Below are 22,853 nucleotides of genomic sequence, written 5' to 3'. Positions count from 1 at the left end.
GACGTACCGGGGTTGGACCCGGCGAGCGTCGACCACGCGGCCCTGGCGCTACGCGACTACGAGGGCTGGACTCAGATCAGGCCCTCGGACTCGAGGAAGTCGCGGGCGACGTCCTCGGGCTTCTCGCGGTCGAGGGTGACGCGACCGAGCAGCTCGTTGACGGTGTCGTTGTCGAGGGCGGCCATCAGGTCGTTGAGGGGCTGCTCGATGTCGCCGTGTGCGGCGAGGAACTCCGAGGACACGGCCGGCACGTAGTTCTGAGCCGGCTGAATGCCCTTGTCGTCGTCGAGGAGCACGAGGCCCTCGTCGTCGAGGTTGGGGTCGATCGTGCCGGTCAGGCCGAGCTGGGCCTCGCCGTCCTTGACCGCGGCGTAGGTCTCGGGCGAGGCGAAGCCGAGCGGCAGGATCTCGCTGATGTCGATGCCGTAGGTGCCGGTGAGCCCGCCCTCACAGTCGGAGCGGCCCTTGCAGTCGGGCGAGCCGGCCAGCACGACGCTCTGCCCGGTCAGGTCGGACAGCGTGCTGAGCCCGCCGTCGGCCTGCTCCTGGGTGACGAAGAACGCGTTCTGCGAGTTGGCCTCGGACAGGTCGAGCAGGGTGATGCCCTTGTCCTTGGCGAGCGGCTCGACGGCGGCGAGGGTGGCTTCGGAGTCGTTGGTCGCGACGGGGGCAGCACCCTCGCCGTTGGCGGCGGCGTTGAGGGCCTCGCCGAAAGCACCGAGGTATTCGGGGACGACGTCGACGTCGCCGGGGAAGGTGCTGAGGTAGGCGTCGCGGGTGTCGACCGCCTTGAGGTCGACGTCGTAGCCCTTGGCGGAGAGCAGCACGTCGTAGAGGGAGCCGACGAGGTTGGCCTCGGGGAAGTTCTGGGTGGCGATCGTCAGCGGCGTGTTGTCGCCACCTCCGGAGGCGGCGCCTCCGCCGTCGCCGTTGTCGTCGCCGCAGGCGACGAGCCCGGTGAGGGCGAGGGTGAGCAGGGCAGCGGTGGCGAGGGGCCGGCGAAGCGACATGGTGTGGAGACCTTCTGTGTCCCGTGACCCGGAGATGGTCACGCGTGTCCGGTGGAGCGAGCCTTGGGGCTCAGCTGTCGGTGGCGGCAGCCGGGGCCACTGTAGACGCGATCGGGGACAGGTCGCGTCCACCCCGACGGCCGGGGTCGCGCGGCACCGGGTCGGCAGCGCGCTGGGCCGAAGCGGCGAGCAGCTCGAGCACGAGCGCCACGGCGGCGACCAGGAGCGCGCCCGCGATGCCCTCGCTACGCCGGTCGACGTTGGCGAAGCCGAGCCGGATGACGTTGCCGAGGCCGGGGCCGCCGACGAGCGCCGCGATCGTGGCGGTGGCCCACACCTGCACCAGGGCCAGGCGTGCGCCGGACAGCACGAGGGGCAGCGCGAGGGGCAGCTCGACGCGCCAGAACTGCTGCGGGCCGGACATGCCCATGCCGCGGGCCGCCTCGCGGATGTCGGCCGGCACCTCCCGCATCCCGACGTAGGCCTGGGTGATGATCGGCGGCAGCGCGAAGAACAGCAGGGCCACCAGGGTCGCGAGGCCGGCGCGGCCGTAGGGACCGAACTCACCGCTGCCGGGCCACGAGAAGCGCGCCAGCAGAGCCAGCAGGGCGAAGGTCGGGACCGCCCGGCCGATGTTGGACACGTTGATGGCCAGGAACCCGAACCGGCCGAGGTGCCCGAGCCAGAGCGCGATCGGCAGCCCGACCGCGAGGGCGGCGACGAGCGCGGTGACGGACAGGAGCAGCTGCTGAACCAGCTGCTCCGAGAGCCCACCGGGCCCGGACCAGCTCGCACTGTCAAAGAGGTAGGAGAAGACGTCGCTCATGCGGTCCGCACCCGCCGGGTCCAGGGCGTCAGGCCCCGCTGGGCCAGCACGAGGACGACATCGAGCACCAGGGCCAGCAGGACGCACAGGACTGCGCCGGTCATCAGCTCGGCGTTGAACTCCGTGCTCTTGCCGTCCGCGATGAGCTTGCCGAGGCCGCCCTCGGAGACCACGGTGCCGATGGTCGTGAGTGCGACGGTCGACACGGTCGCGACGCGCAGACCCGCCATCAGCACCGGAAGCGCAAGGGGAAGCTCGACCCGCAGCAGCAGGCGGGTGCGCCCGAACCCCATCCCCGTGGCCGACTCGCGCACCTCGTCGGGCACCGAGCGCAAGCCGTCGAGCATGGCGCGCACCAGGATCGTCAGGCAGTAGAGGCCGAGGCCGATCACGACGGTGGTCTTGGTGAGACCGGTGAGCGGCACCAGGAGCGGTAGCAGCGCCAGCGACGGGATCGTGTAGACGAACGTGCTGAGGCCCAGGACCAGCGCCTCCAGCCGGGGCAGTCGCCGCGCGAGCAGGGCCAACGGGAAGGCCAGCGCCAGCCCGAGGAGCACCGCGGTGACCGTGATCTGCAGGTGGGTCGTCGTGGCCTGCTGGATCTCGTCGCTGCGGTCGCGCACGTAGTCGAGGCAGAACCAGTCGTTGACGTCCTTGGAGTAGCACTTCGGCTCTCGAGCCGCCAGGTCGGCGACGACCGCGCTGCCCGCCAGTAGGGTCACCGCATGGAACCTACCGGCTCTGAGTCGCGTGAGGCACCCGACGAGGTGATGATTCGCCTGACGGGCGTCGGCAAGACCTACCCCGACGGCACGACCGCGGTCCACGAGCTCGACCTCGAGGTCCGCCGCGGCGAGCTGGTCTGCCTGGTGGGGCCGTCCGGGTGCGGCAAGTCGACGACGCTGAAGATGATCAACCGGCTCATCGAGCCGACGACCGGGACGATCGAGATCGACGGCACCGACGTGATGCGGCAGGACCCCGTCAAGCTGCGTCGCGGGATCGGCTACGTCATCCAGGCGGTGGGGCTCTTCCCGCACCAGAAGATCGGCGCCAACGTGATGACGGTGCCACTGCTCTACGGCGAGTCGAAGACCACCGCGCGCCGCCGCGCGCACGAGCTGCTCGAGCTGGTCGGCCTCGACCCCGCGCAGTACGCCGACCGCTACCCCCACCAGCTCTCCGGGGGGCAGCGACAGCGCGTGGGCGTGGCCCGGGCCCTGGCCGCCGACCCGCCGGTGCTGCTGATGGACGAGCCCTTCGGTGCCGTCGACCCCGTGGTGCGCGTGCGGCTGCAGGACGAGTTCCTGCGCCTGCAGCGCGACCTCGGCAAGACCGTGGTGCTGGTGACCCACGACATCGACGAGGCGGTGCGCATGGGTGACCGGGTCGCTGTCTTCGCCGCCGGCGGCCACCTCGCGCAGTACGCCACGCCCGCCGAGCTGCTCGGCCACCCGGCCGACGACTTCGTCGCCGACTTCGTCGGCTCCACCCGGGGCCTGCGCCGGCTCACCGTCACCCGCCTGGAGGCCCGGCACCTCGAGCCGATGGACGGCGTCAGCGCCGGCGAGCTCGGAGCCGCGATCGACCTCGACTCCAGCCTCGAGGAGGCGCTCGCCGCCCTGATGCGCGACGACAAGCCGATGATCGGCGTCAGGGACGGGGCCCGCTTCGTCGGCGTGCTCACCCCCGCCGGGGTACACCGGGCGCTGCGGTCCAGCCTCGTCGAGCAGGACACCTGACCCTGCCCGCCGCCGTGACGGGCCCTAGTCGCCCGCCACCGGCACGTCGCGGTGCCAGCTCTCGGTGACGTACTTGGTCACCCAGCCCATCGAGGTGTAGAGCCCGTCGGCGCCGGTCGAGGAGTCGGCGTCGACCTCGAGCCCCACGCGGTCGCGGCCGCGACCGGCGGCGTCGGCGATGATCGTGCGCAGCAGGCCCTTGGCGACGCCCCGGCCTCGGGCGGCCTCGCGCACGCCGATGTAGGAGACGTAGGACCCGTCGGGCGCTGACGAGCCGGGGCCCGACTCCGAGACGGTGCCGACCAGGGCGCCGACCGGCTCGGGGACGTCGGGGTCGTCGAGCAGCTCGGCCAGCCACCAGTGGTCCCAGCGGTGGCCGGGGTCCTCGCGCAGCCGGTGGAGGAACTCGTCGAAGGTCTCCTCCCACGAGTTGAAGTGGTCGAGGAACGCCTCCTCGAGCACGTCGTGGACGGCGCGCAGGTCGGCCTCGTCGGGCAGGCCGTCGCCGGCGCGGCGTACCTGGCGGAAGCGCACGCCGCGGTCGGCCCACTCGTCGACCGAGGGCACCAGGTCGGCCTCGTCGGCCGTGACCGGGCGCGACATCTGCCACCAGGTCCGCACCCGCTCGAAGCCGGACGCCGACAGCCACCGGGCCTGGCGCTCGTCGCCTGCGAACGAGCCGGTGTCGATCTGCTGGACGTCGAGACCACGGGCGGACCCGACGGCCACCGCCTGGCCCACGGCCCACTCGACGAGCAGGTCGGAGCAGGCGCGGGCGACGCTGCCGGGCAGGTCGCGCTCGACGACGTGGACGAAGAGCATCCGTCCGCCGGCGCGGTCGTGGACGCTGCCCCAGGCCCGGATCTGGCCCGCCTCGTCGCGCACGACGACGTTCTCGCGGGTGCGCAGCCCGGACTCGGACACCTCGACGAGCACGTCGTCGACCCCGGCGCCGGCCCAGCCACGGCCGTGGCGCTCGTGGTCGCGCAGCAGGGTCGTCAGCCGGGCGAGGTCGAACCGGTCGGCCGGGTCGGGCGAGCCGAGCGTCCAGTCGTCGGGCAGCGCGGCGGGGGGCTCACCGACGATCTCCTCGGGATTGGGCTCGAATCGGTTCTCGTCGGGGATCACGACAGGCGATTGTGCCCGGTCACCTGCCGGAGCAGGCCACCACGTCTCCCGACGGGTGAACCAGGGGCGTGCGTCAGGCGTGCTTGCGGCGCAGCGCGGCGCCGGTGGACTGCCAGGCCAGCAGCTCGGCCTGCACGACGTCGAGCTCCTGCTCGAGCTCGACGACCCGGACCACGGCCGTGGCGGCGCGCTCCTCGGCGTCCTCGAGCCGGGCCGCCACGCGGCGCATCTCGTCGGCGGAGGCCTCCTGGACCGCGAGGACGCGGGCCTGCTCGGCGGCCAGGGCGTCGCGGGTCGCCGCGACCTCCGCGGCGGCGTCGGCCAGGCGCAGCTCGAGGCGGCTGATGGTGGCCTCGTGACGGGCCAGGCGGCCGCTGGTGTCGGCGACGTAGAGGGCCTGCTCGCTGGTGCGGGTCTCGGTGAGGGCGGCGTAGGCCTGGGCCTGCTCGGCCCGGTCGCGCGCCCAGGCCCGACGGGTGTCGGCGACCTCGGTGTAGGTGATCCGCGTCGCGGCGACGCCGAGGACGGCCGCGACGGCTGCCGCGAGGGTGGCCACGAGCCACGAGCCGCTGGCGGCGGCCGCGACGACACCCGCGACGGCCACGGCGAGCAGCGCCCCGGAGACGACGAGACGGGTCGAGCGCTGGCGGCGCCGAGCAGCGGGGGCAGCTGAGGCAGGGGTGGGTCGGGCCGGGCCAGACGGGGAAGTCATGCCCGCAAAACTACGGGTCGCGGTCACCGGATCGGACGCGACACGCACGCTCGAGCAGCAGCGATGCGACCACCGTCAGCAGGCCACCGAGGGCGGCGAGCCCCCCGCGCAGGATCCGGTCGTCGGCCAGTGGCGAGGCGTCACCGAGCCAGCTGAGGGCGTAGCCGAGGTAGCCGCCCCCGACGACCGCCCCCACGATCGCGCAGGCGCGCGCCAGCACGAGCCGGTTGACCGCACGGTGCGGCTCGAGGCGCTCGTGCCGGACCTGGACGGTGCGCCACGTCGACCAGGCCGTGCCGGCAACGACGGCCGAGACGAGCAGCAGGCCCAGCGGCTGGGCCCAGGTGACGATCGGGGCGGTCGTGTCGAGCCGCTCCCACACCGGTCGCACCAGCAGGCCCAGGACGAGCCCGGCGACGGCCCAGCCGGCGAGGACCGGGAGCCGGGTCGGCTGCAGCCGACCGGTCCCGGGGCCGTCGGGGCCTGCGGTCACGCGTGCGTCACTCGACGTCGAGGACGAGGTCCTCGCGCAGGATGAGGCCCTCGACCCCGATCTTGGCGAGCAGCTCGCCGATCGGGCCATGCCCGGGCAGCTCGGCGTCGGGCTCGAGGTCGAACCACGGCTTGAGCACGAAGGCCCGCTCGGCCGCGCGCGGGTGGGGCAGCTGGAGGGTCTCGGTGTCGCTGCGCCGGTCGCCGACGACGATCAGGTCGACGTCGAGGGTGCGTGGGGCGTTGGCGACGTCGGTACGCTCGCGCGCGTAGGCGTCCTCGACGGCCAGCGCACGCTCGAGCAGCCGGTTGGCGGCGAGCGTGGTGTCGAGGAGCAGCACGGCGTTGAGGAAGTTCTGCGAGCCCGGCGGGCAGTTGACCGGCTCGGTCTCGTAGACCGGGGAGACGCTGGTCACCCACACGTCGGGGGTGTCGGCGATGGCGTCGACCGCACCCTGCAGGCTCGACATCGAGTCGCCGAGGTTGGAGCCGATCGAGAGCACGACGCGCCGGATCGGGCGCATCTCACCGGTGAGGGTGTCGGCGTCGACGATGTTGGGGTTGGGGGTCTCAGTCACGGGTGACCTCGCGCTTCCTGCTGATCGTCAGCGCGACGTCGGCGAACGTCGCGTCGATGGGGGCATCGGGCTTGTGGACGGTGACCCGCGCCCATTCAACACGAGCGTCCAAGAGGCAGACGTCCGCGATCCGCTGGACGAGGGACTCGATCAGGTCGACCGGGTCGTTCTCCACGGCGGACTTCACCGAGGCCACGAGACTCCCGTAGTCGACAGTGTCGTGCAAGTCGTCCGACGCCGCCGCCGGGCGGGTGTCGAAGCCGAGGACGAGGTCGATGATGAAGGTCTGGCCCTCACGCTTCTCGAACTCGAAGACACCATGATGGCCCCAGCACTCGATGCCGAGGACAGCCAGCTCGTCGGTCACAGGTTCGCTCGTTCCTTCATCGTCGGCTCGTTCTCTCCCACACGCGCAGCACATCACGAGTGCCCCGCACGTCGTGCACCCGGACCCCCCACACGCCGCGCTGGGCCAGCACGAGGGTGAGGGCGTGGCCGGCGACCTCACGCTCGGAGACCGGTCGCGGGGCACCGTCCGGCGCGGCCAGCAGGGCGCCCAGGAACGACTTGCGGCTCGCGCCGACCAGCAGCGGGAAGCCCAGGGCGGCGACCCGGTCGAGGCCCTCGAGCAGCTGCCAGTTGTGCTCGCCGCGCTTGGCGAAGCCCAGGCCCGGGTCGAGGACCACCTTGTCGTCGGCGATGCCCGCCGCGCGCGCCGCCGCGACCCGTTCGGCGAGCTCGCGACACACGGCGTGCACGACGTCGTCGCGGCCACCGGGCGTGTCGTAGGTCGCCAGGTCGTTCATCCGGTCGCTGTGGGCCCGCCAGTGCATCGCGACGTACGTCGCCCCGCTGCCGGCCACGACCCCGAGCATCGCCGGGTCGGCCAGGCCGCCCGACACGTCGTTGACGATGCTCGCCCCGGCCGCGAGCGCGGCGGCCGCGACCTCGGCGCGCATCGTGTCGACCGACACCCGCGCACCGTCCGCGGCGAGCGCCTCGATCACGGGCACGACCCGGTCGAGCTCCTCGGAGACCAGCGGCCGGGTCGCGCCGGGACGGGTGGACTCGCCGCCGACGTCGAGGATGTCGGCCCCGTCGGCCAGCAGCCGGCGCCCGTGGGCCACCGCGGCGTCGGTGTCGGCCCACCGCCCGCCGTCGGAGAACGAGTCCGGGGTGACGTTGACGACGCCCATCACCACCACGCTGCGCAGACCCCGGGTCACCGGACGAACCTACTGCCCAAGACCCGACGAGCAGCAGGGTCAGCCGGTCACGTCGACGAACGCCCACCCGCTGAGCAGGTGGTGGTCGCTCGACGTCGGGACGACGCGCAGCCGCCGCGGCGAAGGGGTCGAGATCCGGTTGCCCGAGAAGAAGATGTAGTCGATCTTGATCTTGCCGCCGTCGATCGTGGTCCCCAGCGCCCGGCGGCAGACCTCGAGCGAGCGCGGGCAGCCGGTGGCCTCCTGGAAGAGCCCGCTGCCGTCGACGGCGTACAGCGGGTCCATGGTCCGGCTGCGGGGGGCGGCGTTGAAGTCGCCCCCGAGCACGACGAGGTCCCCGCGCCGCACCCAGCCCCGGGTCAGCCGGCGCACCTCGCGCGCCTGACGGAACTGGGTGCCGCGGCGCGAGTGGTAGCGGGAGGCGTTGACCAGGTGGGTCGAGCAGGCGTGCCGGACCACCCCCGTGGCACGCCAGGCCACGCAGACGATCCCGTCGTCGAGGCTGCGGCGGCCCGCGCCGGGCCCCTTGCGGGCCGCTTGGTGGCGAAAGACGTGGGCGCTGACCCGGCCGCGCGCCCCGCCGGTCCACACCGCGACCACGCCGGAGTCGTCACGGTCGCGGTCGGCCAGGGCGGTGAGGCTGGGGGCACGGCGGCACGTGGCGGTCTCGCGGCCACGCAGGTAGCCCACGGTCCACCGCGGGTGCTGCTCGCGGATCTGGCGTGCCTGCCACCAGCAGACCTCCTGCAGCAGCACCACGGGAGCCTTGGTCTGCGCGGCACGGCGCAGCGCCGAGGTGATCGCGGACTGCTTCAGCTCGACGTTGTGGTCGACGACGTCGAAGCGCGCCAGGCCCGCGCGTTGCTGACCGGCCCCCTCCCGGACGGCCGGGCCCCCGGCCGCAGCCGTCGCCGCGGTCGACGCGGGGCCGGGCAGCGAGACCACCAGCGAGACCACCAGGGCCGCGACCACGACCGCGACCACGACCGCGACCAGGGCCGCCGCCGTCGCCGGGGACGGGCCGGGCAGGCTCGCGCGCCCGGGGCGTCGTGACGTCATGGCTGCTCCTGGTGGGGGTCGCGTCGGCGACGAAATCTAGCGGCTCGGTGAGCCCCGCGCGGGCGCTTTGGCGCAGGAGTGACCAGGGGCACGCGGCGGCGCCGCGAGTGTGGTTCGCTGTGTCGTGTGCCTCCCATCGCGACCGCCGTGACCGCCCGTCCCGTGGAGGCCGTCGCGAGCTACGCGCGGCGGGTCGGAGACGACGTCAAGATCGTGCTCACGCTGCCCGACGACCTGCGCGACGAGGTGGGCGACGGCCTCACCCGCCGGCGCGTGTGGCTGCGGCTCGGCCGCAACGACGGCACCGGGCCGCAACGCGTGCGAGCCCTGGCCCAGGTGACGCCCGGCGCCCGCCCGCGCCTGGAGGTGCGGGTGCCCGCCGACTCGCTGACCCCGGGCACCTACAAGCTCGCCCTGCGCGTCGGCAAGGGCGGCGCGATCGTGCCGCTCGAGGCGCGCCTGCTGATGACCGACACCGACGTGCAGCCGCTGGCCCTGCTGGCCGGGCCGCGCCCGCTGACCCGGTTGCCGGAGCCTGAGCCGCGCTGAGCCGCGCGGCCGCGCCGTACGCCGTCAGACGGCGCGCAGCGGGGCCACCGCCTGCGTGACCCGGGCCCGGGCATCGGCCACGGGCAGGTCGCGCGCGGCGACCAGCTCGCCCCAGACCGGCAGGTCGAGCAGGGCCTCGGGCTGGTGGGCGCGGCGGCGGTCGAGGATCGCGGCCGGCACGTCCTGGGGGTCGGGCACGACGTAGGACTCGACGACGTCGTCGGCCGCCTCGAGCAGCGCACGGTTGGTCGGGTCGGGGTTGATCACCACGACCGTGCCGGTCGGGGCGGTGTCGACCTCGAGGCACACCAGGTCGGGGCGCAGCTCGCGCAGCGTCGCGAGGATCTTGTAGACGTCGCCGGCCCAGGCCGTGCGGCCCGACGGCACCGACCGGTCGCGCCGGGCCTCGGGCACGTCGCGCGGGAGCATGTCGTCGATGACCACCACCGAGCCCGGGTGGGTGAAGCGCTCGACGTTGACGAAGTCGCGGAAGGCGTACTCGGCCAGGTGCATGCCGTCGATGAACGCCAGGTCGATCAGCGGCTCGTCGAAGTGCGCCAGCGGGTGCTCACGGGCGAAGAACTCGTCGCTGGAGGTGCGCACCAGGTGCACGTCGCACAGGAGCTCCTGGGTGAGGGAGTAGTAGGGGTCGATCCCGATCGACCGGGTGCGTGACAGCGTCATGCTGCCCCCGACGTTGACGCCGATCTCGAGGTAGCTGCGCGGGGACAGCAACCGGTGCAGCTCGGCGAGGAGATCGTGGCGACGCATGGGCGCACCCTAACCGGATGCGGGCGCGCCCCGGCGACGGCGTGGGGAGCGGCGCGGCTACCGGACGCGGTGGATCAGCGCCATCGCCTCGGCGCGGGTGGCGGCGTCGGTGCGCATGGAGCCGCGGACGGCGGAGGTGAGGGTGCGGGCGCCGGCCTTCTTGACCCCGCGCATGGTCATGCAGAGGTGCTCGGCCTCGATCACGACGATGACGCCGCGGGCGTCGAGGATGTCCATCAGGGCGTCGGCGACCTGGGTCGTCAGCCGCTCCTGCACCTGGGGGCGCTTGGAGTAGACGTCGACCAGGCGGGCGAGCTTGGAGAGACCGGTGATCTTGCCGGTCTCGGCCGGGATGTAGCCGACGTGGGCCACGCCGGTGAACGGCACGAGGTGGTGCTCGCACATCGACCACAGCTCGATGTCGCGGACCAGGACCATCTCGTCGTGACCCAGGTCGAACGTCGTGGTGAGCACGTCCTGGGGCCGCTGGCGCAGGCCCTGGGTCAGCTCGGCGTAGGCGCGCGCCACCCGGGCCGGGGTGTCGAGCAGGCCCTCGCGGTCGGGGTCCTCACCGATCGCGAACAACAGCTCGCGGATCGCGGCCTCGGCGCGCGCGTGGTCGAAGTCGGGCACCTTGGCCGGGTCGACTGATTGTCCGCTGATGGGGTCGACCATGTCGGGCCACATCCTTCGCTAGCAGGTAGGTGCCTGCCTCGAGCAGGCTGCGCAGGTCGCGCAGGTCGTGCGGGTGGAGCGGGTGGAGCGGGTCATGCGGGTGCTCGGTGGCGGCCGCACCGGCCGCCACCGCGCGCGAGGTGGACTAGGAGCCCGGGAGCGGGGGCGTGGGCTCGCCGCCGTGGCCGCCGCCCAGGGACGGGTCGTGGACGTCGCCGCCGGGCCCCGGCGGGGTCACGACCGCCCCGCCACCGTGCTCGGGCTGCTTGGCCAGCAGGCCGTTGACTGCAACCCGGTCGCGGATCGCCTGCGGGATCTCGACCGCGGGGATCTGCGACGGCTTGCGGGTCGGCGAACCCGTCCAGGCCGGACGCTCGGGACGACGGCGCAGGGGCGCGAAGATCTCGGCGACCTGCTCCTTGTCGAGGGTCTCCTTGTCGAGCAGCGCGAGCACCAGGGCGTCGAGGACGTCACGGTTGGCCTCGAGGGCGTCGAACGCCTCCTGGTGGGCCGTGGTCAGCAGCTTGTTGACCTCGTCGTCGACGATCGCGGCGACGTCCTCGCTGTAGTTGCGCGAGTGTCCGAAGTCGCGGCCGACGAACGGCTGCTCGTTGTCGTTGCCGAGCTTGATCGCACCGAGCCGCTCGGTCATGCCGTACTGGGTGACCATCGCGCGGGCCAGGTTGGTGGCCTTCTCGATGTCGTTGCCGGCACCGGTGGTGGGGTCGTGGAAGATCATCTCCTCCGCGGCCCGGCCACCGAGCATGTAGGCCAGCTTGTCGAGCAGCTCGGAGCGCGTCTGGGAGTACTTGTCCTCGTCGGGCAGCACCATGGTGTAGCCCAGGGCCCGCCCCCGCGGCAGGATCGTGATCTTGTGCACCGGGTCGGTCTGCGGCATCGCGGCCGCGACCAGGGCGTGCCCGCCCTCGTGGTAGGCGGTGACGAGCTTCTCCTTCTCGCTCATCAGCCGGGTACGGCGCTGGGGACCCGCGATGACGCGGTCGATGGCCTCGTCGAGGGCCTCGGCGTCGATCGTCTTGCGGTTGTTGCGCGCGGTGAGCAGCGCGGCCTCGTTGAGGACGTTGGCCAGGTCGGCCCCCGAGAAGCCGGGGGTACGGCGGGCGGTGTCCTCGAGCTTGATGTCGGCCGCGAGGGGCTTGCCGCGCGCGTGGACCTGCAGGATCTTGGTGCGCCCGGCCAGGTCGGGGGCGTCGACGGAGATCTGGCGGTCGAAGCGACCGGGGCGCAGCAGCGCCGGGTCGAGGACGTCGGGCCGGTTGGTCGCGGCGATGAGGATGACGCCGCCGCGCACGTCGAAGCCGTCCATCTCGACCAGGAGCTGGTTGAGGGTCTGCTCGCGCTCGTCGTGGCCGCCGCCCATGCCGGTGCCGCGGTGGCGCCCGACCGCGTCGATCTCGTCGATGAAGACGATGGCCGGGGCGTTCTCCTTGGCCTGCTCGAAGAGGTCACGGACCCGGCTCGCGCCGACACCCACGAACATCTCGACGAAGTCGGAGCCCGAGATCGAGTAGAACGGCACGCCGGCCTCACCGGCGACGGCGCGGGCCAGCAGGGTCTTGCCCGTGCCGGGCTGGCCGTAGAGCAGCACGCCCTTGGGGATCTTGGCGCCGACGGCCTGGAACTTGGCCGGCTCCTGGAGGAACTCCTTGATCTCGCCGAGCTCCTCGATCGCCTCGTCACACCCGGCGACGTCGGCGAACGTGGTCTTGGGCATGTCCTTGGAGATGAGCTTGGCCTTGGACTTGCCGAACTGCATGACCCGGCCGCCACCGCCCTGGACGCTGTTCATCAGCCACAGGAACAGCACGATGATCAGCACGAACGGGATCAGGGTGAAGAAGATGCTGGCCAGCGTGCTCGGCTGGGGGTTCTCGGACTCGAGCTTCTCGATGGAGCCGCCGTTGGTCTCGAGCTTGGCCTCGGCCTGGGCGATCAGCCCCTGCTGCTGCCCGAGCACCCACGAGGTCGACACCTTCGACCCGCTGTCGCGGACGCCGTCCTGGAGCGTGATCTCGATCTTCTGCTCACCGTCGATGAACTTGATCTCTTTGACCTGGTCCTTGGCGATGTACTCCTGCGCCTGCGAGGTGGGGACCTCGTCGTAGCCACCTCCGGACGCGAGGAACTGCAGAGCCAGCACGACGGCGATCACCGCCACGCCGATCCAGACCCAGGGACCCTTGAAAATCCGCTTCACGACCACACTTCCGCACGTAGCACGATTGAGCCCTCGACGGTACAGGGCGCCGGGGACGCCTTCATCCTCTCAGGCGAGTGGGTGGACCGCCTCCCCCGGGCGTGAGGTCGTCCGGTGGCGTCCGTACGCCGACCGGCGGGCTCACGTCGGGCGAGGAGGTCGCGCTGGCCAGACTGACATTGAGTCACGAGACCCTCGCCCGCCGCAGGTGCAGGTCGACCCGCGTGCGTCGGTGGCGGTCGGGAGGTCTCGTGACGCTCCCTAGCGGGAGCTCCTCGACCGACCTTTGCTTGCGTCGCGTCCGCCGAACCAGGCCGGCGGCAGCCCTACAAGAGAGGAGCGGGTCCGCTGACCGAGCCCGACCGGTCCGCGCAAGCGGGCACAGGCGCCCGGGCCCCAGCGCAAGGCGACCACAGGGCGCACGTCGCGGCCGGTCGGGCCCCCGGTCAGGTCGGGCCCGCCGAACCAGGCCGGCGGCAGCCCTGCAAGAGAGGAGCGGGTCCGCTGACCGAGCCCGACCGGTCCGCGCAAGCGGGCACAGGCGCCCGGGCCCCAGCGCAAGGCGACCACAGGGCGCACGTCGCGGCCGGTCGGGCCCCCGGTCAGGTCGGGCCCGCCGAACCAGGCCGGCGGCAGCCCTGCAAGAGAGGAGCGGGTCCGCTGACCGAGCCCGACCGGTCCGCGACCAGTGTCAGGAGTAGACGTGGGGGGCGAGGGTGCCGATGTCGCGCAGGTTGCGGTAGCGCTCGCGGTAGTCGAGGCCGTAGCCGACGACGAACTCGTTGGGGATGTCCCAGCCGACGTACTTGACGTCGATCGGCATCTGCTGGGCCTCGGGCTTGCGCAGCAGGGTGCAGATCTCGACGCTCGCGGGGTTGCGCGAGCTGAGGTTGGAGGTGAGCCACGACAGGGTCAGGCCGGTGTCGATGATCTCGTCGACGATGACGACGTGGCGGCCCGAGATGTCGGTGTCGAGGTCCTTGAGGATGCGCACGACGCCGCTGGACTTGGTGCCGGAGCCGTAGGACGACACCGCCATCCAGTCCATCTCGACGTGGCGGGTCAGGGCGCGGGCCATGTCGGCCATCACCATCACCGCGCCGCGCAGGATGCCGACGATGAGGAGGTCCTGGCCCTCGTAGTCGGCCTCGATCCGGGCGGCCAGCTCCCCGACCTTCTCGTGGATCTGGGCCTCGGTGAAGAGGACGTTGACGAGGTCGTCGTCGACGTGGGCTGCGTCCATGGCGATCAGGCTAGTGGTCGGCGCCCGGGGGTGGGGCCGTGGGTCGAAAGCGCAGGAGATCGCCCTCGACGTAGGCCGTGACGTGGCCCGGGAGCTGGATCTCCCCCACCTGCCCCTCGCTCGCCACCAGCCCCAGCAGCGCCTTGACGTGCACGTGGAACAGCTCGGACGCCGGGCTGCCGGCGTCGAGGGCGGCCTGCCGGACCAGGCGCGGGCGCAGCGCGTCGGCGACGCCGTGGAAGGTGTCGACGTCGAGCCCCTCGGGACGGCGCCGCGCGGCGTACTCGGCGGCGGCGAGGTCGTCGAGGGCCTCCATGTCGGGGCGCAGCTGCTCGGCGGTGCGCGCGAGGGTCTCGACGACGCCGGGCCCCAGCTCGCGCTCGAGCATCGGCAGCACCGTCCGGCGCACCCGGGCGCGTGTGAAGCGCTGGTCGGCGTTGTGGGGGTCGGTCCAGAACTCGATGCCCTCCGCGCGGCAGGCGGCCTCGGTCTGCGCCCGTCGTACGCCGAGCAGCGGGCGCCGGAAGATCGGGTCCTGGACGGGGCTCCACTCGCGCGCCTGCCCCTCGTGCAGCATGAAGGCGGGCCGCATGCCGGCCAGCGAGCGGCCGCCGGAGCCGCGGGTCAGCCCCAGGAGCACGGTCTCGGCCTGGTCGTCGAGGGTGTGGCCGAGCAGCACCGTGGGGGCGCCGAAGTGGCGCGCCATCTGGTCGAGCACCTCGTAGCGGGCCTCACGCGCCGCCGCCTCGGGCCCCAGCCCCCCGGGGTCGACCTGCACCCGCGCCGAGACCGTCTCGTCGACCCCGAGCCGCGCCATCTGCGCGACGACGCGGGCCGTGTGGTCGGCCGAGCCGTCCTGGAGCCCGTGGTCGACGACGGCGCCGACCACGCGCACCGGGGCGCGCTTGAGCTCGAAGACCGTGGCGGCCAGCAGGGCCAGGGAGTCGGCGCCGCCCGAGCAGGCGACCAGGACGGTGTCGGTCCCCGGCACCCATGGCTCGGCCTTCGAGCCACGGACGAGCTCACGTCGTACGGCGAGGCGTACCGCCGCGACGGACGGGTCGAGCGTCATCAGCCCAGGACGCGGCTGACCCACGCGTCGGGGTCGGCCAGCTCGGCCTTGGAGGGCAGGTGCTCGGCGCGCTCCCACACGACGTTGAACTCGGTCATGCCGACCTTGTCGACGACGGAGCGGACGAAGTGGGCGCCGTCGCGGTACTGCGCCATCTTGGCGTCGAGGCCGAGCAGGCGGCGCAGCAGCCGGTCGAGGGCGCCGACGCCCTTGCGGCGCTCGGTGAAGCTGCGACGGATCTTGTCGACCGACGGGATGACGCTGGGCCCGACGCCGTCCATGACGACGTCGGCATGGCCCTCGAGCAGCGACATCATGCCGGTGACGCGGTCGAGGATCTCCTTCTGCTCGGGGGTGCTGAGCAGCTCGACGATCCCGCCCTTGCCGATGCCGCCCTTGAGACCCTCGGTGACCCGCTTGAGGACCTCCTCGAGGCCCGAGGGGCTCACGGTCGACGAGAGCGCCTGGACCTCGGAGAAGAGGTGGTCGCGCATCCACGGCACGGCGGTGAACTGCACGCGGTGGGTCTCCTCGTGCAGGCACACCCACAACCGGAAGTCGCTCGGGTCGGCGCCGATCTCGCGCTCGACGTGGACGATGTTGGGGGCGACCAGCAGCAGGCGGCCGTCGGGGGCGTGGAACGGGTCGAACTGGCCCAATACCTTGCCGGCCAGGAAGCCGAGCAGCCCGCCGACCTCGACGCCGGTGATGCGCGAGCCGACCGCGAGGGCCAGGCCGGTCGGGGGCTTCTTGCTGTGGGTGGTGATCTGGTCGACCAGCGGGGAGACCAGGTGGCGAAAGGCGTCGGCGTTGGCCTGGACCCAGCCGGCGCGGTCGACGACGAGGACCGGGGCGGTGTGGTCGGCGGCGACCAGGCCGGTGAAGTCGCGCACCAGTGCGGTCGACCGGTCGGCGCCGGCGCGCAGCTCGGCGACGGCCGACGACGCCTCGGCCGGCGACACGACAGGCCCCTGACCCGCGAGCCGGGAGGCGATCCGGACCGCGAGGTCCCAGTCGACCATCTCGTCAGCCCTCTCGACGGAGGGCGTGGGCTCGGTCGGCGTCATGCGCAGAACCTACCCGGGCGCTGGGTCGGCGTCCCCCGGCCACCGGGGCGCCAGGGGTGACCAGAGAGGTGCAAAAACGCGAAGACCCGCTCGAGGCCACGCTCCCTCCCAGAAGCGGCCGAACGGGTCAACACGTGTTTTCACAGGTTCAGCGAGACGTTCCGCGATCCCCCCAGATGCGCGGTGCCGCCAAGCTGTTGACACAACGGTAGGCAGCCGCGCGCCACGCCCCGGGCACGCGGGATCCACGGGAGCGACAGCGTTGGGTAACAACCTGCGGCCCCTAGGAGCAGGCGCACGCACCGAGGGCCGCCGCGGCGTCGTCGAGGACGACCCGGGCGACCACGCCGTTGGGGTCGGGCACCCGGTCGGCCATCAGCACGAAGACGAGCACGTTGCCGTCGAGGTCGGTGGCGAGGCCCGCCAGGGCCGTCACGTTGCTCAGCGTGCCCGTCTTGGCGCGCACCCGGCCGCGGCCGGCGGGCGGACCCTGGTCCATCCGGTCGGTCAACGACCCGGTGAACCCGGCGACCGGCAGCCCCGTGACCACCGCGCGCAGGTCGGGCCGGTCGTCGGCCGCCGCGAGACGCAGCAGCGCGACGAGGACCGACGGGTCGAGACGGTTGTCGCGCGACAGACCGCTCCCGTCGAGCAGCACGCTGTCGCCCATCCGCACGCCGGCGGTCCGCAGCAGGCGGCGTACGCCGGCGACCCCGGCGTCGATCGAGCCCTCGCCGGACGTGGCGACCCCGACGTGGCGCAGCAGCACCTCGGCGGCGTCGTTGTCGCTGACGTCGAGCAGCCGCTGGACGACCTGCGCCAGCGGGGCGCTGTCGACGGTGGCGATCGCCGAGGTGCGGGGCGCCCGCGCCGGGGCGGGGGCGCCGCGCACGGTGACGCCGGCCGCACCCAGCGCCGAGGCGAACGCGCGGGCGGCCTCGGCCCCCGGGTCGGCCTGCCGCCCGAGCTGCCCGGGCACGCGCCCCTGGTCGACCCACAGGGCCGAGGTCGGGCTGACCTCGCCGGACGAGACGTAGTCGTCCTCCCAGGCGGCGTTGACCTGCGGTCCGCTGAAGAGGGTGTCGTCGTAGGTCAGCCGGACCCGGCGCACGCCGCCGAGAGCAGCGGCGGTCTGCTCGGCGAGGGTCTCGAGGTCGGCGCGCGCCGGGTAGGGCCAGGGCTCGCCGTCGTCGAGGGGGGTGCGCTCGAGGTAGGGGTCGCCGCCGCCCACCAACGTCAGGGTCCGGCCCTGACGGCGTACCTCAGTGGTGAAGACGTGGTCGGGGCCGAGCGCGAGCAGGGCCGCGGTGCTGGTGACCACCTTGGTCGTCGAGGCCGGGATCGCGACGTCGTCGGGCCGCTGCCCGCGGGTGAGGGTCGGCGCTCCCCCGGCCAGGGGCGCGACCTCGGCCAGCACGTGCGGGCCCAGGCGCCGGTCACGCAGGTAGGGCTGCAGCGTGCGGCGTACGGCGGCCGCGTCGACGTCCCGGGTCGGCGTCGAGGCCGGCGCCACCGGAGGCGGGGCGGCGACCTCGGGCAGGTCGACGCCCGGCGGCGGGGCGAGCGTGGCCGGGTCGGTGGTCGGCGAGGCCGACGGCTCGTCACCGCCGCGCAGCCTGTCGACGAGGTCGTAGCGCCGCGCTGCCAACCCGCCCGCCACGAGGGCCAGGAGGAGCACCAGGACGAGGGTGCGGCGAGCCGCTGAGCGGTCCGCCGGTCGACCACGACCGCGGCGTACGGGCGTGCGCGCCACTCGCCCTCCTCTCCTCGGGTGCTGCCCCAGGTGCACGGGCACGGACATTGTGCGGGACACTGGACCCCGTCGCGCGGAGGCCCTCCCTGGTCACCGCCCCTGATCGCCCCGCAGGGGCAGACCGACCGGAGGATGCACGTGCTGGAGTTCGACGTACTGGTGGAGATCCCCAAGGGCGAGCGCAACAAGTACGAGGTCGACCACGAGACCGGCCGGATGCGCCTGGACCGGATGCTCTTCACCTCCACGCAGTACCCCGCCGACTACGGCTACATCGAGAACACCCTCGGCCTCGACGGCGACCCCCTCGACGCCCTGGTGCTGCTGCAGGCGCCGACGTTCCCGGGCTGCCTGATCAAGTGCCGCGCCATCGGCATGTTCCGGATGACCGACGAGGCCGGCGGCGACGACAAGGTCCTCTGCGTCCCGTCGACCGACCCGCGCCAGGAGCACATCCGCGACATCAACCACGTGCCGAAGTTCGACCGGCTCGAGATCCAGCACTTCTTCGAGGTCTACAAGGACCTCGAGCCCGGCAAGTCCGTCGAGGGCGCTGACTGGGTCGGCCGCACCGAGGCCGAGGCCGAGGTCATGGCCAGCTTCGAGCGCGCCAAGACCGAGGGCTACCACCACGCCTGACGCGCTCGTGGAGGCTGGGCGGCCGCGGCGGCGGGAGTTTCACCGCTGAAGCGGTGAAACTCCCACTGATGCGACGAACCTTTGTCCTAGAAGTGCCAGTTTTGTCGTAGAAGTCCCTGCTGGCGCGGACCGGTGCTGACCACCAACCCTCCACAGGTACGGCGGACAAGCTCGATTTCCGCAGCCGAGCCGCGACAGGTGGGTCGGCGGCGGTCCGTGGGGACCGTCGTCGGCATGATGAGACCTCCTCCACAACCCGCCATCGCAACGTTCTGCGACCCGTACGGCATCCTGCTGCGTCGCGAGGCGATCGAGCTGGGCATCGACGACAACGCACTGCGCCGACTGGTCGATTGCGGGACCCTCGTAAGGCTGCGACAGGGCGCGTACTGCCTGCGCAGCGTCTTCCTCGCGGCCGACGACGCCGAGCGCCATCGGCTGCTGGCACGTGCGGTCATGCGGCTGTACGGCGATCACGTCGCGCTGTCCCACGCGAGCAGCGTCGTGATGCAGCGCGGCCCGGACTTCGGGCTCGACCTGAGCAGCGTCCACCTCACGCACTTCGCCGGGGGCGGCCGCAAGGGCAGCCGGGTGGTGCACCACCTGGGCGAGACCCGTGTTGGCGACGTCCGGCGCCAGCACGACTTCTGGCTCACCGTGCCGGCCCGCGCGGTCGTCGAGGTGGCGTGCACCGACGGCACGGAGGCCGCGCTGGTGCAGGCCAACCATTTCCTCCACCAGGGCGCCATGACCGTCGATGAGCTCCACCTGCAGGTGGCGACGACGGACCGCTGGCCCGGCTCCTTGCATCACCATCCCCTGCTGCTTCTGGCCTCCGCGAAGAGCGAGTCTGTGGGCGAGACCCGCAGCGACCTGCTCTTCTGGCGCAACGGCCTGCCTCGACCCGAGCTCCAGTACGAGGTGACCTTCCCCGACGGCACGTTCGCCGCGCGGGTCGACTTCGCCTGGCCGGCACTGCGGGTGATCGTCGAGTTCGACGGTAGGCAGAAGTACCACCGGTTCCGCCAACCTGGCGAGTCGATCGAGCAGATGGTCGAGCGCGAGAAACGGCGCGAGGATCTCATCCGCGAGCTCACCGGGTGGACCGTCATACGGCTCGTCTGGGCCGACCTCGACCTGCCGCAGCGGACCGTTGCGCGTATCCGCCGGGCCATGCACCCGCTCGCTGCCTGAGCGGCGTACTTGTCGCTCGGAACTCACACTTCTAGGACAATCCTTTGTGATAGGAGTGGGAGATTCACCGCTCCAGCGGTGAATCTCCTGCCGGCATCATGCCTTCACACCCCGGAAGTACGCCATCGCCCCGGACCGCTCCAGGGTCGCGTCGGGCAGACCGCGCGCGCCGAGCCAGTGCAGCAGCTCGGGGCCGGTGCAGCCCGGGCCGAGCAGCCCGGCGAGGCGGCCGCCGCGGCGCATCGGCTCGTGGCGCAGACCGGAGTCGTTGAGCAGCGTGCTGCCCGTGATGACGCCGCCGGGGCGAAGCACCCGGGCCATCTCGACGACCGCGCGCGCCGGGTCGGGAAAGCAGTGCAGGCCGGTGAAGGACACCACCAGGTCGAAGGAGTCGTCGTCGAACGGCAGGTCGCCGACGTCGGCGACCTGCGTGCTCACCTGGTCGGCGACCCCGCGCTCGTGCGCGGCGCGGGTGGTGCGGTCGAGCATCGCCTGGGCGATGTCGGCGGCGACGTAGTCGACGCCCTGGCCGGGGCGCAGCCCGCGCAGGGCCACCCCACCGCCGCAGGGCACGTCGAGGACCCGCGATCCCGGCGCCAGCGCGGTGAGCTCGTCGGTGGCGGCGTAGAGGCGCTGCAAGTCGCTCTGGATGCCGATGCGCCACAGCAGGCCGCCGGCCCGCGGGTGCTCGACCGACCAGTCGTAGACGGTCGCCCAGAGCGGGTCCTCGCTCCAGCCGCCGAGTCCGGGCACCTTCACGCGCATCTGGTGAGCCTCTCGAGGAAGTCGGCGGCCGCGTCCGCGGCCCGGGCCAGGATGGCGGGGGAGACCAGGCCGTCGCCGGTGCTGCTCAGGGCGTGGTCCGCGCCCGGCAGGACGACAGCGACGCTCACCCGACGAGCTCGGGCGAGCGCAGCATCGCCACCGGTACGCCGAGCCCGTCGACGAGGTCGTCGGCCAGCGGGCGCACCCGGCGGCACAGGTCGCCGATCTCGCGGCTGATCGCCTTGCTGCGCGTCGAGGTCAGCCGCCCGTGCTCCATGAACCAGGCGCGGTCGCTTTCGATGCCGCTGAGCGCGTGCAGGTCGCAGAGCAGGCCGAGCGCGACCTTGTTGTCGCCGTCGGGCATCGCGCGCACCTTGCCGACGAAGGCCTCGAGCACGAGCCGCTCCATGTGGGCCCGGGCCGCGCCGATCACGTGGTCCTGCACGCGCGAGAACACCGTGGCGGGGTTCATCCCTTGGTCGATGCCGCGCTTGAGGCGACGCGCGACCCCGGAGATCATGTGCTCCTCGCGGAAGCGGTACATCGCCAGCTGGTAGTCGGGGTCGAGGAGTCCGGCCTCCTGGTCCCAGCCGTCGGGGCCGCCGGGCAGCACGTCCTTGAGACGCTCGAACAGCTTGTGCACGCTGGTCTTCTCGATCACCGTCTCGACGGCCAGGCCGGCCACGAAACGGACCATGTCGAACTGGTCCATCTCCTCGAACTCGCTGGAGTACGCCGTGAGCAGGCCCTTGGCCACCAGTTGCAGCAGCACGTGGTTGTCGCCCTCGAAGGTCGTGAAGACGTCGGTGTCGGCCTTGAGCGCGGCGAACCGGTTCTCGGCGAGGTAGCCCGCGCCACCGCAGGCCTCGCGGCACTCCTGGATGGTGCGCGTCGCGTGCCAGGTGCCGAGGGCCTTGGTGCCGGCGGCGCGCGACTCGAGCTCGCGGCGGGCCAGGTCGGGGTCGGCGCCGGGTTGCAGGGTGCCGGAGAAGATGTCGTGCACCTGCGCGGCCACGACCTCCTGGGCGAAGTGGAGCGCGTAGGTGCGCGCGAGCAGCGGGAACAGACGCCGCTGGTGCAGACCGTAGTCGAGGAGCAGCTCCTCCTCGGTGTCGTCGGTGGCCTCGAACTGGCGGCGGCGCAGGGCGTACTTCGTCGCGATCGTGATCGCCACCTTGGACGCGTTGATGCCGGCGCCGCCGACGCAGACGCGCCCCTGCACGAGCGTGCCGAGCATGGTGAAGAACCGCTTGTCGGGGTTGTCGATGTCGCTGACGTAGAGCCCCTCGGGCGTGACGTCGGCGAAGCGGTTGAGCAGCGCCTCGCGCGGTACGCGCACCCCGTCGAACCACAACCGCCCGTTGTCGACGCCGTTGAGCCCCATCTTGAGACCGTCGTCCTCGATGCGTACGCCGGGCGCGGGCTCGCCGTCGACGCGGATCGGCACCAGCAGCGCGTGCACGCCCTTGGACTCGCCGCCCACGACGAGCTGGGCGAACACCACGGCCATCTCGCCGTGGGCCGCCGCGTTGCCGATGTAGTCCTTCCACGCGTCGGAGCGCGTCGAGGTGACCACGAACTCCTGGGTCGCCAGGTCGTAGGTCGCCACGGTGCCGAGCGCCTGCACGTTGGAGCCGTGCCCGGTCTCGGTCATCGCGAAGCAGCCCATCAACCGGCCACTGACGATGTCGGCGAGGTACTTCTCGTGGTGGCGCTCGGTTCCCAGCTGCAGCACCGCCCCGCCGAACAGCCCGAACTGGACGCCGACCTTCACCAGCACGCTCAGGTCACCCAGCGCGAGGGTCTCGAAAGCGGCCAGGCTCGCCCCGATGTCGCCGCCCCCGCCGTAGTCGGTGGGGAAGCCCATGCCGGTCTGGCCCGTGCCCGCCATCTCGACCACGACGTCGCGCACCCGGTCGCGGAACTCGGCGCGCGTCATCTCCTCGGCGTCGACCAGCACCTGCGCGTGCGCGACCAGCTGGTCGCGCACTCTGCGGCGGACCTCGGCGTAGCGTCCGCCGAGCAGCGCCGTCAGGGCCGGGACGTCGACCGTGGGCGGCACGGAGCCGGTGGGGGTGGGGAGCACGGTGTCGGTCGCCATGCCGTCACGCTAGCGAGCGCCGCCCCCCGGCAC

24 protein-coding genes are annotated in these 22,853 nt (G+C 72.6%); 4 read left to right on the top strand and 20 right to left on the bottom strand.

The window, feature by feature from the left end; all coding sequences use genetic code 11:
- Positions 1 to 71: 71 nt before the first annotated feature.
- The 3 genes from FZC61_RS07750 to FZC61_RS07740 form a co-directional block, all read right to left on the bottom strand.
- Entirely contained in the window at positions 72 to 1,010 is a 939-nt protein-coding gene (locus FZC61_RS07750; protein ID WP_148613583.1) for a glycine betaine ABC transporter substrate-binding protein, read from the bottom strand.
- 70 nt (positions 1,011 to 1,080) lie between these two features.
- Positions 1,081 to 1,836, bottom strand: a complete 756-nt coding sequence (locus FZC61_RS07745) for an ABC transporter permease (protein ID WP_148613582.1) — start codon at positions 1,834 to 1,836, stop codon at positions 1,081 to 1,083.
- Complete coding sequence (locus tag FZC61_RS07740; protein ID WP_148613581.1) at positions 1,833 to 2,558, bottom strand: ABC transporter permease; 726 nt, start codon at positions 2,556 to 2,558, stop codon at positions 1,833 to 1,835. The genes FZC61_RS07745 and FZC61_RS07740 overlap by 4 nt, the downstream gene beginning before the upstream one ends.
- Before the next feature lie 3 nt (positions 2,559 to 2,561).
- Here FZC61_RS07740 and FZC61_RS07735 point away from each other — a divergent pair, with 3 nt between their 5' ends.
- Positions 2,562 to 3,578 carry an ABC transporter ATP-binding protein gene (locus FZC61_RS07735; protein WP_425465812.1) on the top strand — a complete coding sequence of 339 codons (1,017 nt, stop codon included), beginning with the start codon at positions 2,562 to 2,564 and terminating at the stop codon, positions 3,576 to 3,578.
- A 24-nt stretch (positions 3,579 to 3,602) separates the two neighbouring features.
- Here the strand turns inward: FZC61_RS07735 and FZC61_RS07730 are convergent, their stop codons facing one another.
- The 7 genes from FZC61_RS07730 to FZC61_RS07700 all read right to left on the bottom strand — a co-directional run bounded on the left by FZC61_RS07730 (position 3,603) and on the right by FZC61_RS07700 (position 8,773).
- Entirely contained in the window at positions 3,603 to 4,706 is a 1,104-nt protein-coding gene (locus FZC61_RS07730) for a GNAT family N-acetyltransferase (protein ID WP_211357158.1), read from the bottom strand.
- 73 nt (positions 4,707 to 4,779) lie between these two features.
- Positions 4,780 to 5,418, bottom strand: a complete 639-nt coding sequence (locus tag FZC61_RS07725) for a hypothetical protein (protein WP_148613580.1) — start codon at positions 5,416 to 5,418, stop codon at positions 4,780 to 4,782.
- 10 nt (positions 5,419 to 5,428) lie between these two features.
- Positions 5,429 to 5,911, bottom strand: coding sequence for a DUF3180 domain-containing protein (locus tag FZC61_RS07720; RefSeq protein WP_246142586.1), 483 nt, complete (start codon positions 5,909 to 5,911; stop codon positions 5,429 to 5,431).
- A gap of 7 nt (positions 5,912 to 5,918) precedes the next feature.
- Positions 5,919 to 6,488, bottom strand: coding sequence for a 2-amino-4-hydroxy-6-hydroxymethyldihydropteridine diphosphokinase (gene folK, locus FZC61_RS07715; RefSeq protein ID WP_211357157.1), 570 nt, complete (start codon positions 6,486 to 6,488; stop codon positions 5,919 to 5,921).
- Entirely contained in the window at positions 6,481 to 6,855 is a 375-nt protein-coding gene (gene folB / locus FZC61_RS07710) for a dihydroneopterin aldolase (protein WP_246142585.1), read from the bottom strand. Before folB ends, folK begins: the two co-directional genes overlap by 8 nt.
- A gap of 16 nt (positions 6,856 to 6,871) precedes the next feature.
- Entirely contained in the window at positions 6,872 to 7,714 is an 843-nt protein-coding gene (gene folP, locus FZC61_RS07705; RefSeq protein WP_148613578.1) for a dihydropteroate synthase, read from the bottom strand.
- Positions 7,715 to 7,753: 39 nt separating this feature from the next.
- Complete coding sequence (locus tag FZC61_RS07700; RefSeq protein WP_148613577.1) at positions 7,754 to 8,773, bottom strand: endonuclease/exonuclease/phosphatase family protein; 1,020 nt, start codon at positions 8,771 to 8,773, stop codon at positions 7,754 to 7,756.
- Positions 8,774 to 8,899: 126 nt separating this feature from the next.
- Here FZC61_RS07700 and FZC61_RS07695 point away from each other — a divergent pair, with 126 nt between their 5' ends.
- Complete coding sequence (locus tag FZC61_RS07695) at positions 8,900 to 9,322, top strand: hypothetical protein (RefSeq protein WP_170286021.1); 423 nt, start codon at positions 8,900 to 8,902, stop codon at positions 9,320 to 9,322.
- Between the two features lie 24 nt (positions 9,323 to 9,346).
- On the opposite strand, the gene FZC61_RS07690 is transcribed toward FZC61_RS07695, so the two are convergent.
- The 7 genes from FZC61_RS07690 to dacB form a co-directional block, all read right to left on the bottom strand.
- Positions 9,347 to 10,093, bottom strand: coding sequence for a class I SAM-dependent methyltransferase (locus tag FZC61_RS07690; RefSeq protein WP_211357156.1), 747 nt, complete (start codon positions 10,091 to 10,093; stop codon positions 9,347 to 9,349).
- Positions 10,094 to 10,150: 57 nt separating this feature from the next.
- Positions 10,151 to 10,768, bottom strand: a complete 618-nt coding sequence (gene folE / locus FZC61_RS07685) for a GTP cyclohydrolase I FolE (protein WP_148613575.1) — start codon at positions 10,766 to 10,768, stop codon at positions 10,151 to 10,153.
- A 145-nt stretch (positions 10,769 to 10,913) separates the two neighbouring features.
- Complete coding sequence (gene ftsH / locus FZC61_RS07680) at positions 10,914 to 12,992, bottom strand: ATP-dependent zinc metalloprotease FtsH (protein WP_148613574.1); 2,079 nt, start codon at positions 12,990 to 12,992, stop codon at positions 10,914 to 10,916.
- 685 nt (positions 12,993 to 13,677) lie between these two features.
- On the bottom strand, positions 13,678 to 14,229 hold the full coding sequence (gene hpt, locus FZC61_RS07675) for a hypoxanthine phosphoribosyltransferase (protein ID WP_148613573.1): 552 nt from the start codon (positions 14,227 to 14,229) through the stop codon (positions 13,678 to 13,680).
- A gap of 10 nt (positions 14,230 to 14,239) precedes the next feature.
- Positions 14,240 to 15,301, bottom strand: a complete 1,062-nt coding sequence (gene tilS / locus FZC61_RS07670) for a tRNA lysidine(34) synthetase TilS (RefSeq protein ID WP_148613572.1) — start codon at positions 15,299 to 15,301, stop codon at positions 14,240 to 14,242.
- Positions 15,301 to 16,368: a zinc-dependent metalloprotease gene (locus FZC61_RS07665; protein ID WP_246142584.1), complete on the bottom strand. Its 1,068-nt coding sequence runs from the start codon at positions 16,366 to 16,368 to the stop codon at positions 15,301 to 15,303. Before FZC61_RS07665 ends, tilS begins: the two co-directional genes overlap by 1 nt.
- A 283-nt stretch (positions 16,369 to 16,651) precedes the next feature.
- A complete protein-coding gene (gene dacB / locus FZC61_RS07660; RefSeq protein ID WP_170286020.1) occupies positions 16,652 to 18,046 on the bottom strand; it encodes a D-alanyl-D-alanine carboxypeptidase/D-alanyl-D-alanine endopeptidase in 1,395 nt (464 codons plus the stop codon).
- A 216-nt stretch (positions 18,047 to 18,262) separates the two neighbouring features.
- On the opposite strand from dacB, the gene FZC61_RS07655 reads away from it, so the two are divergent.
- Positions 18,263 to 18,760 carry an inorganic diphosphatase gene (locus FZC61_RS07655; protein ID WP_148613898.1) on the top strand — a complete coding sequence of 166 codons (498 nt, stop codon included), beginning with the start codon at positions 18,263 to 18,265 and terminating at the stop codon, positions 18,758 to 18,760.
- 216 nt (positions 18,761 to 18,976) lie between these two features.
- Positions 18,977 to 19,954 carry a type IV toxin-antitoxin system AbiEi family antitoxin domain-containing protein gene (locus FZC61_RS07650; RefSeq protein ID WP_148613570.1) on the top strand — a complete coding sequence of 326 codons (978 nt, stop codon included), beginning with the start codon at positions 18,977 to 18,979 and terminating at the stop codon, positions 19,952 to 19,954.
- A gap of 96 nt (positions 19,955 to 20,050) precedes the next feature.
- On the opposite strand, the gene FZC61_RS07645 is transcribed toward FZC61_RS07650, so the two are convergent.
- Genes FZC61_RS07645 through FZC61_RS07640 form a run of 3 tightly spaced genes read right to left on the bottom strand, consistent with a single transcriptional unit; the run spans position 20,051 to position 22,820 of the window.
- The gene (locus tag FZC61_RS07645; protein ID WP_148613569.1) at positions 20,051 to 20,719 is read right to left on the bottom strand and encodes a class I SAM-dependent methyltransferase; all 669 of its coding nucleotides are present in this window, start codon (positions 20,717 to 20,719) and stop codon (positions 20,051 to 20,053) included.
- Complete coding sequence (locus tag FZC61_RS22980; protein ID WP_170286019.1) at positions 20,710 to 20,847, bottom strand: hypothetical protein; 138 nt, start codon at positions 20,845 to 20,847, stop codon at positions 20,710 to 20,712. The genes FZC61_RS07645 and FZC61_RS22980 overlap by 10 nt, the downstream gene beginning before the upstream one ends.
- Positions 20,844 to 22,820, bottom strand: a complete 1,977-nt coding sequence (locus tag FZC61_RS07640) for an acyl-CoA dehydrogenase family protein (RefSeq protein WP_148613568.1) — start codon at positions 22,818 to 22,820, stop codon at positions 20,844 to 20,846. Before FZC61_RS07640 ends, FZC61_RS22980 begins: the two co-directional genes overlap by 4 nt.
- Between the last annotated feature and the right edge of the window lie 33 nt (positions 22,821 to 22,853).

This window comes from Nocardioides rubriscoriae (assembly GCF_008087085.1).
Classification (GTDB): Bacteria; Actinomycetota; Actinomycetes; order Propionibacteriales; family Nocardioidaceae; genus Nocardioides; species Nocardioides rubriscoriae.
The sequence above is the reverse complement of the archived record's forward strand: the minus strand, read 5'-3'. Positions and strand labels throughout refer to the sequence as shown.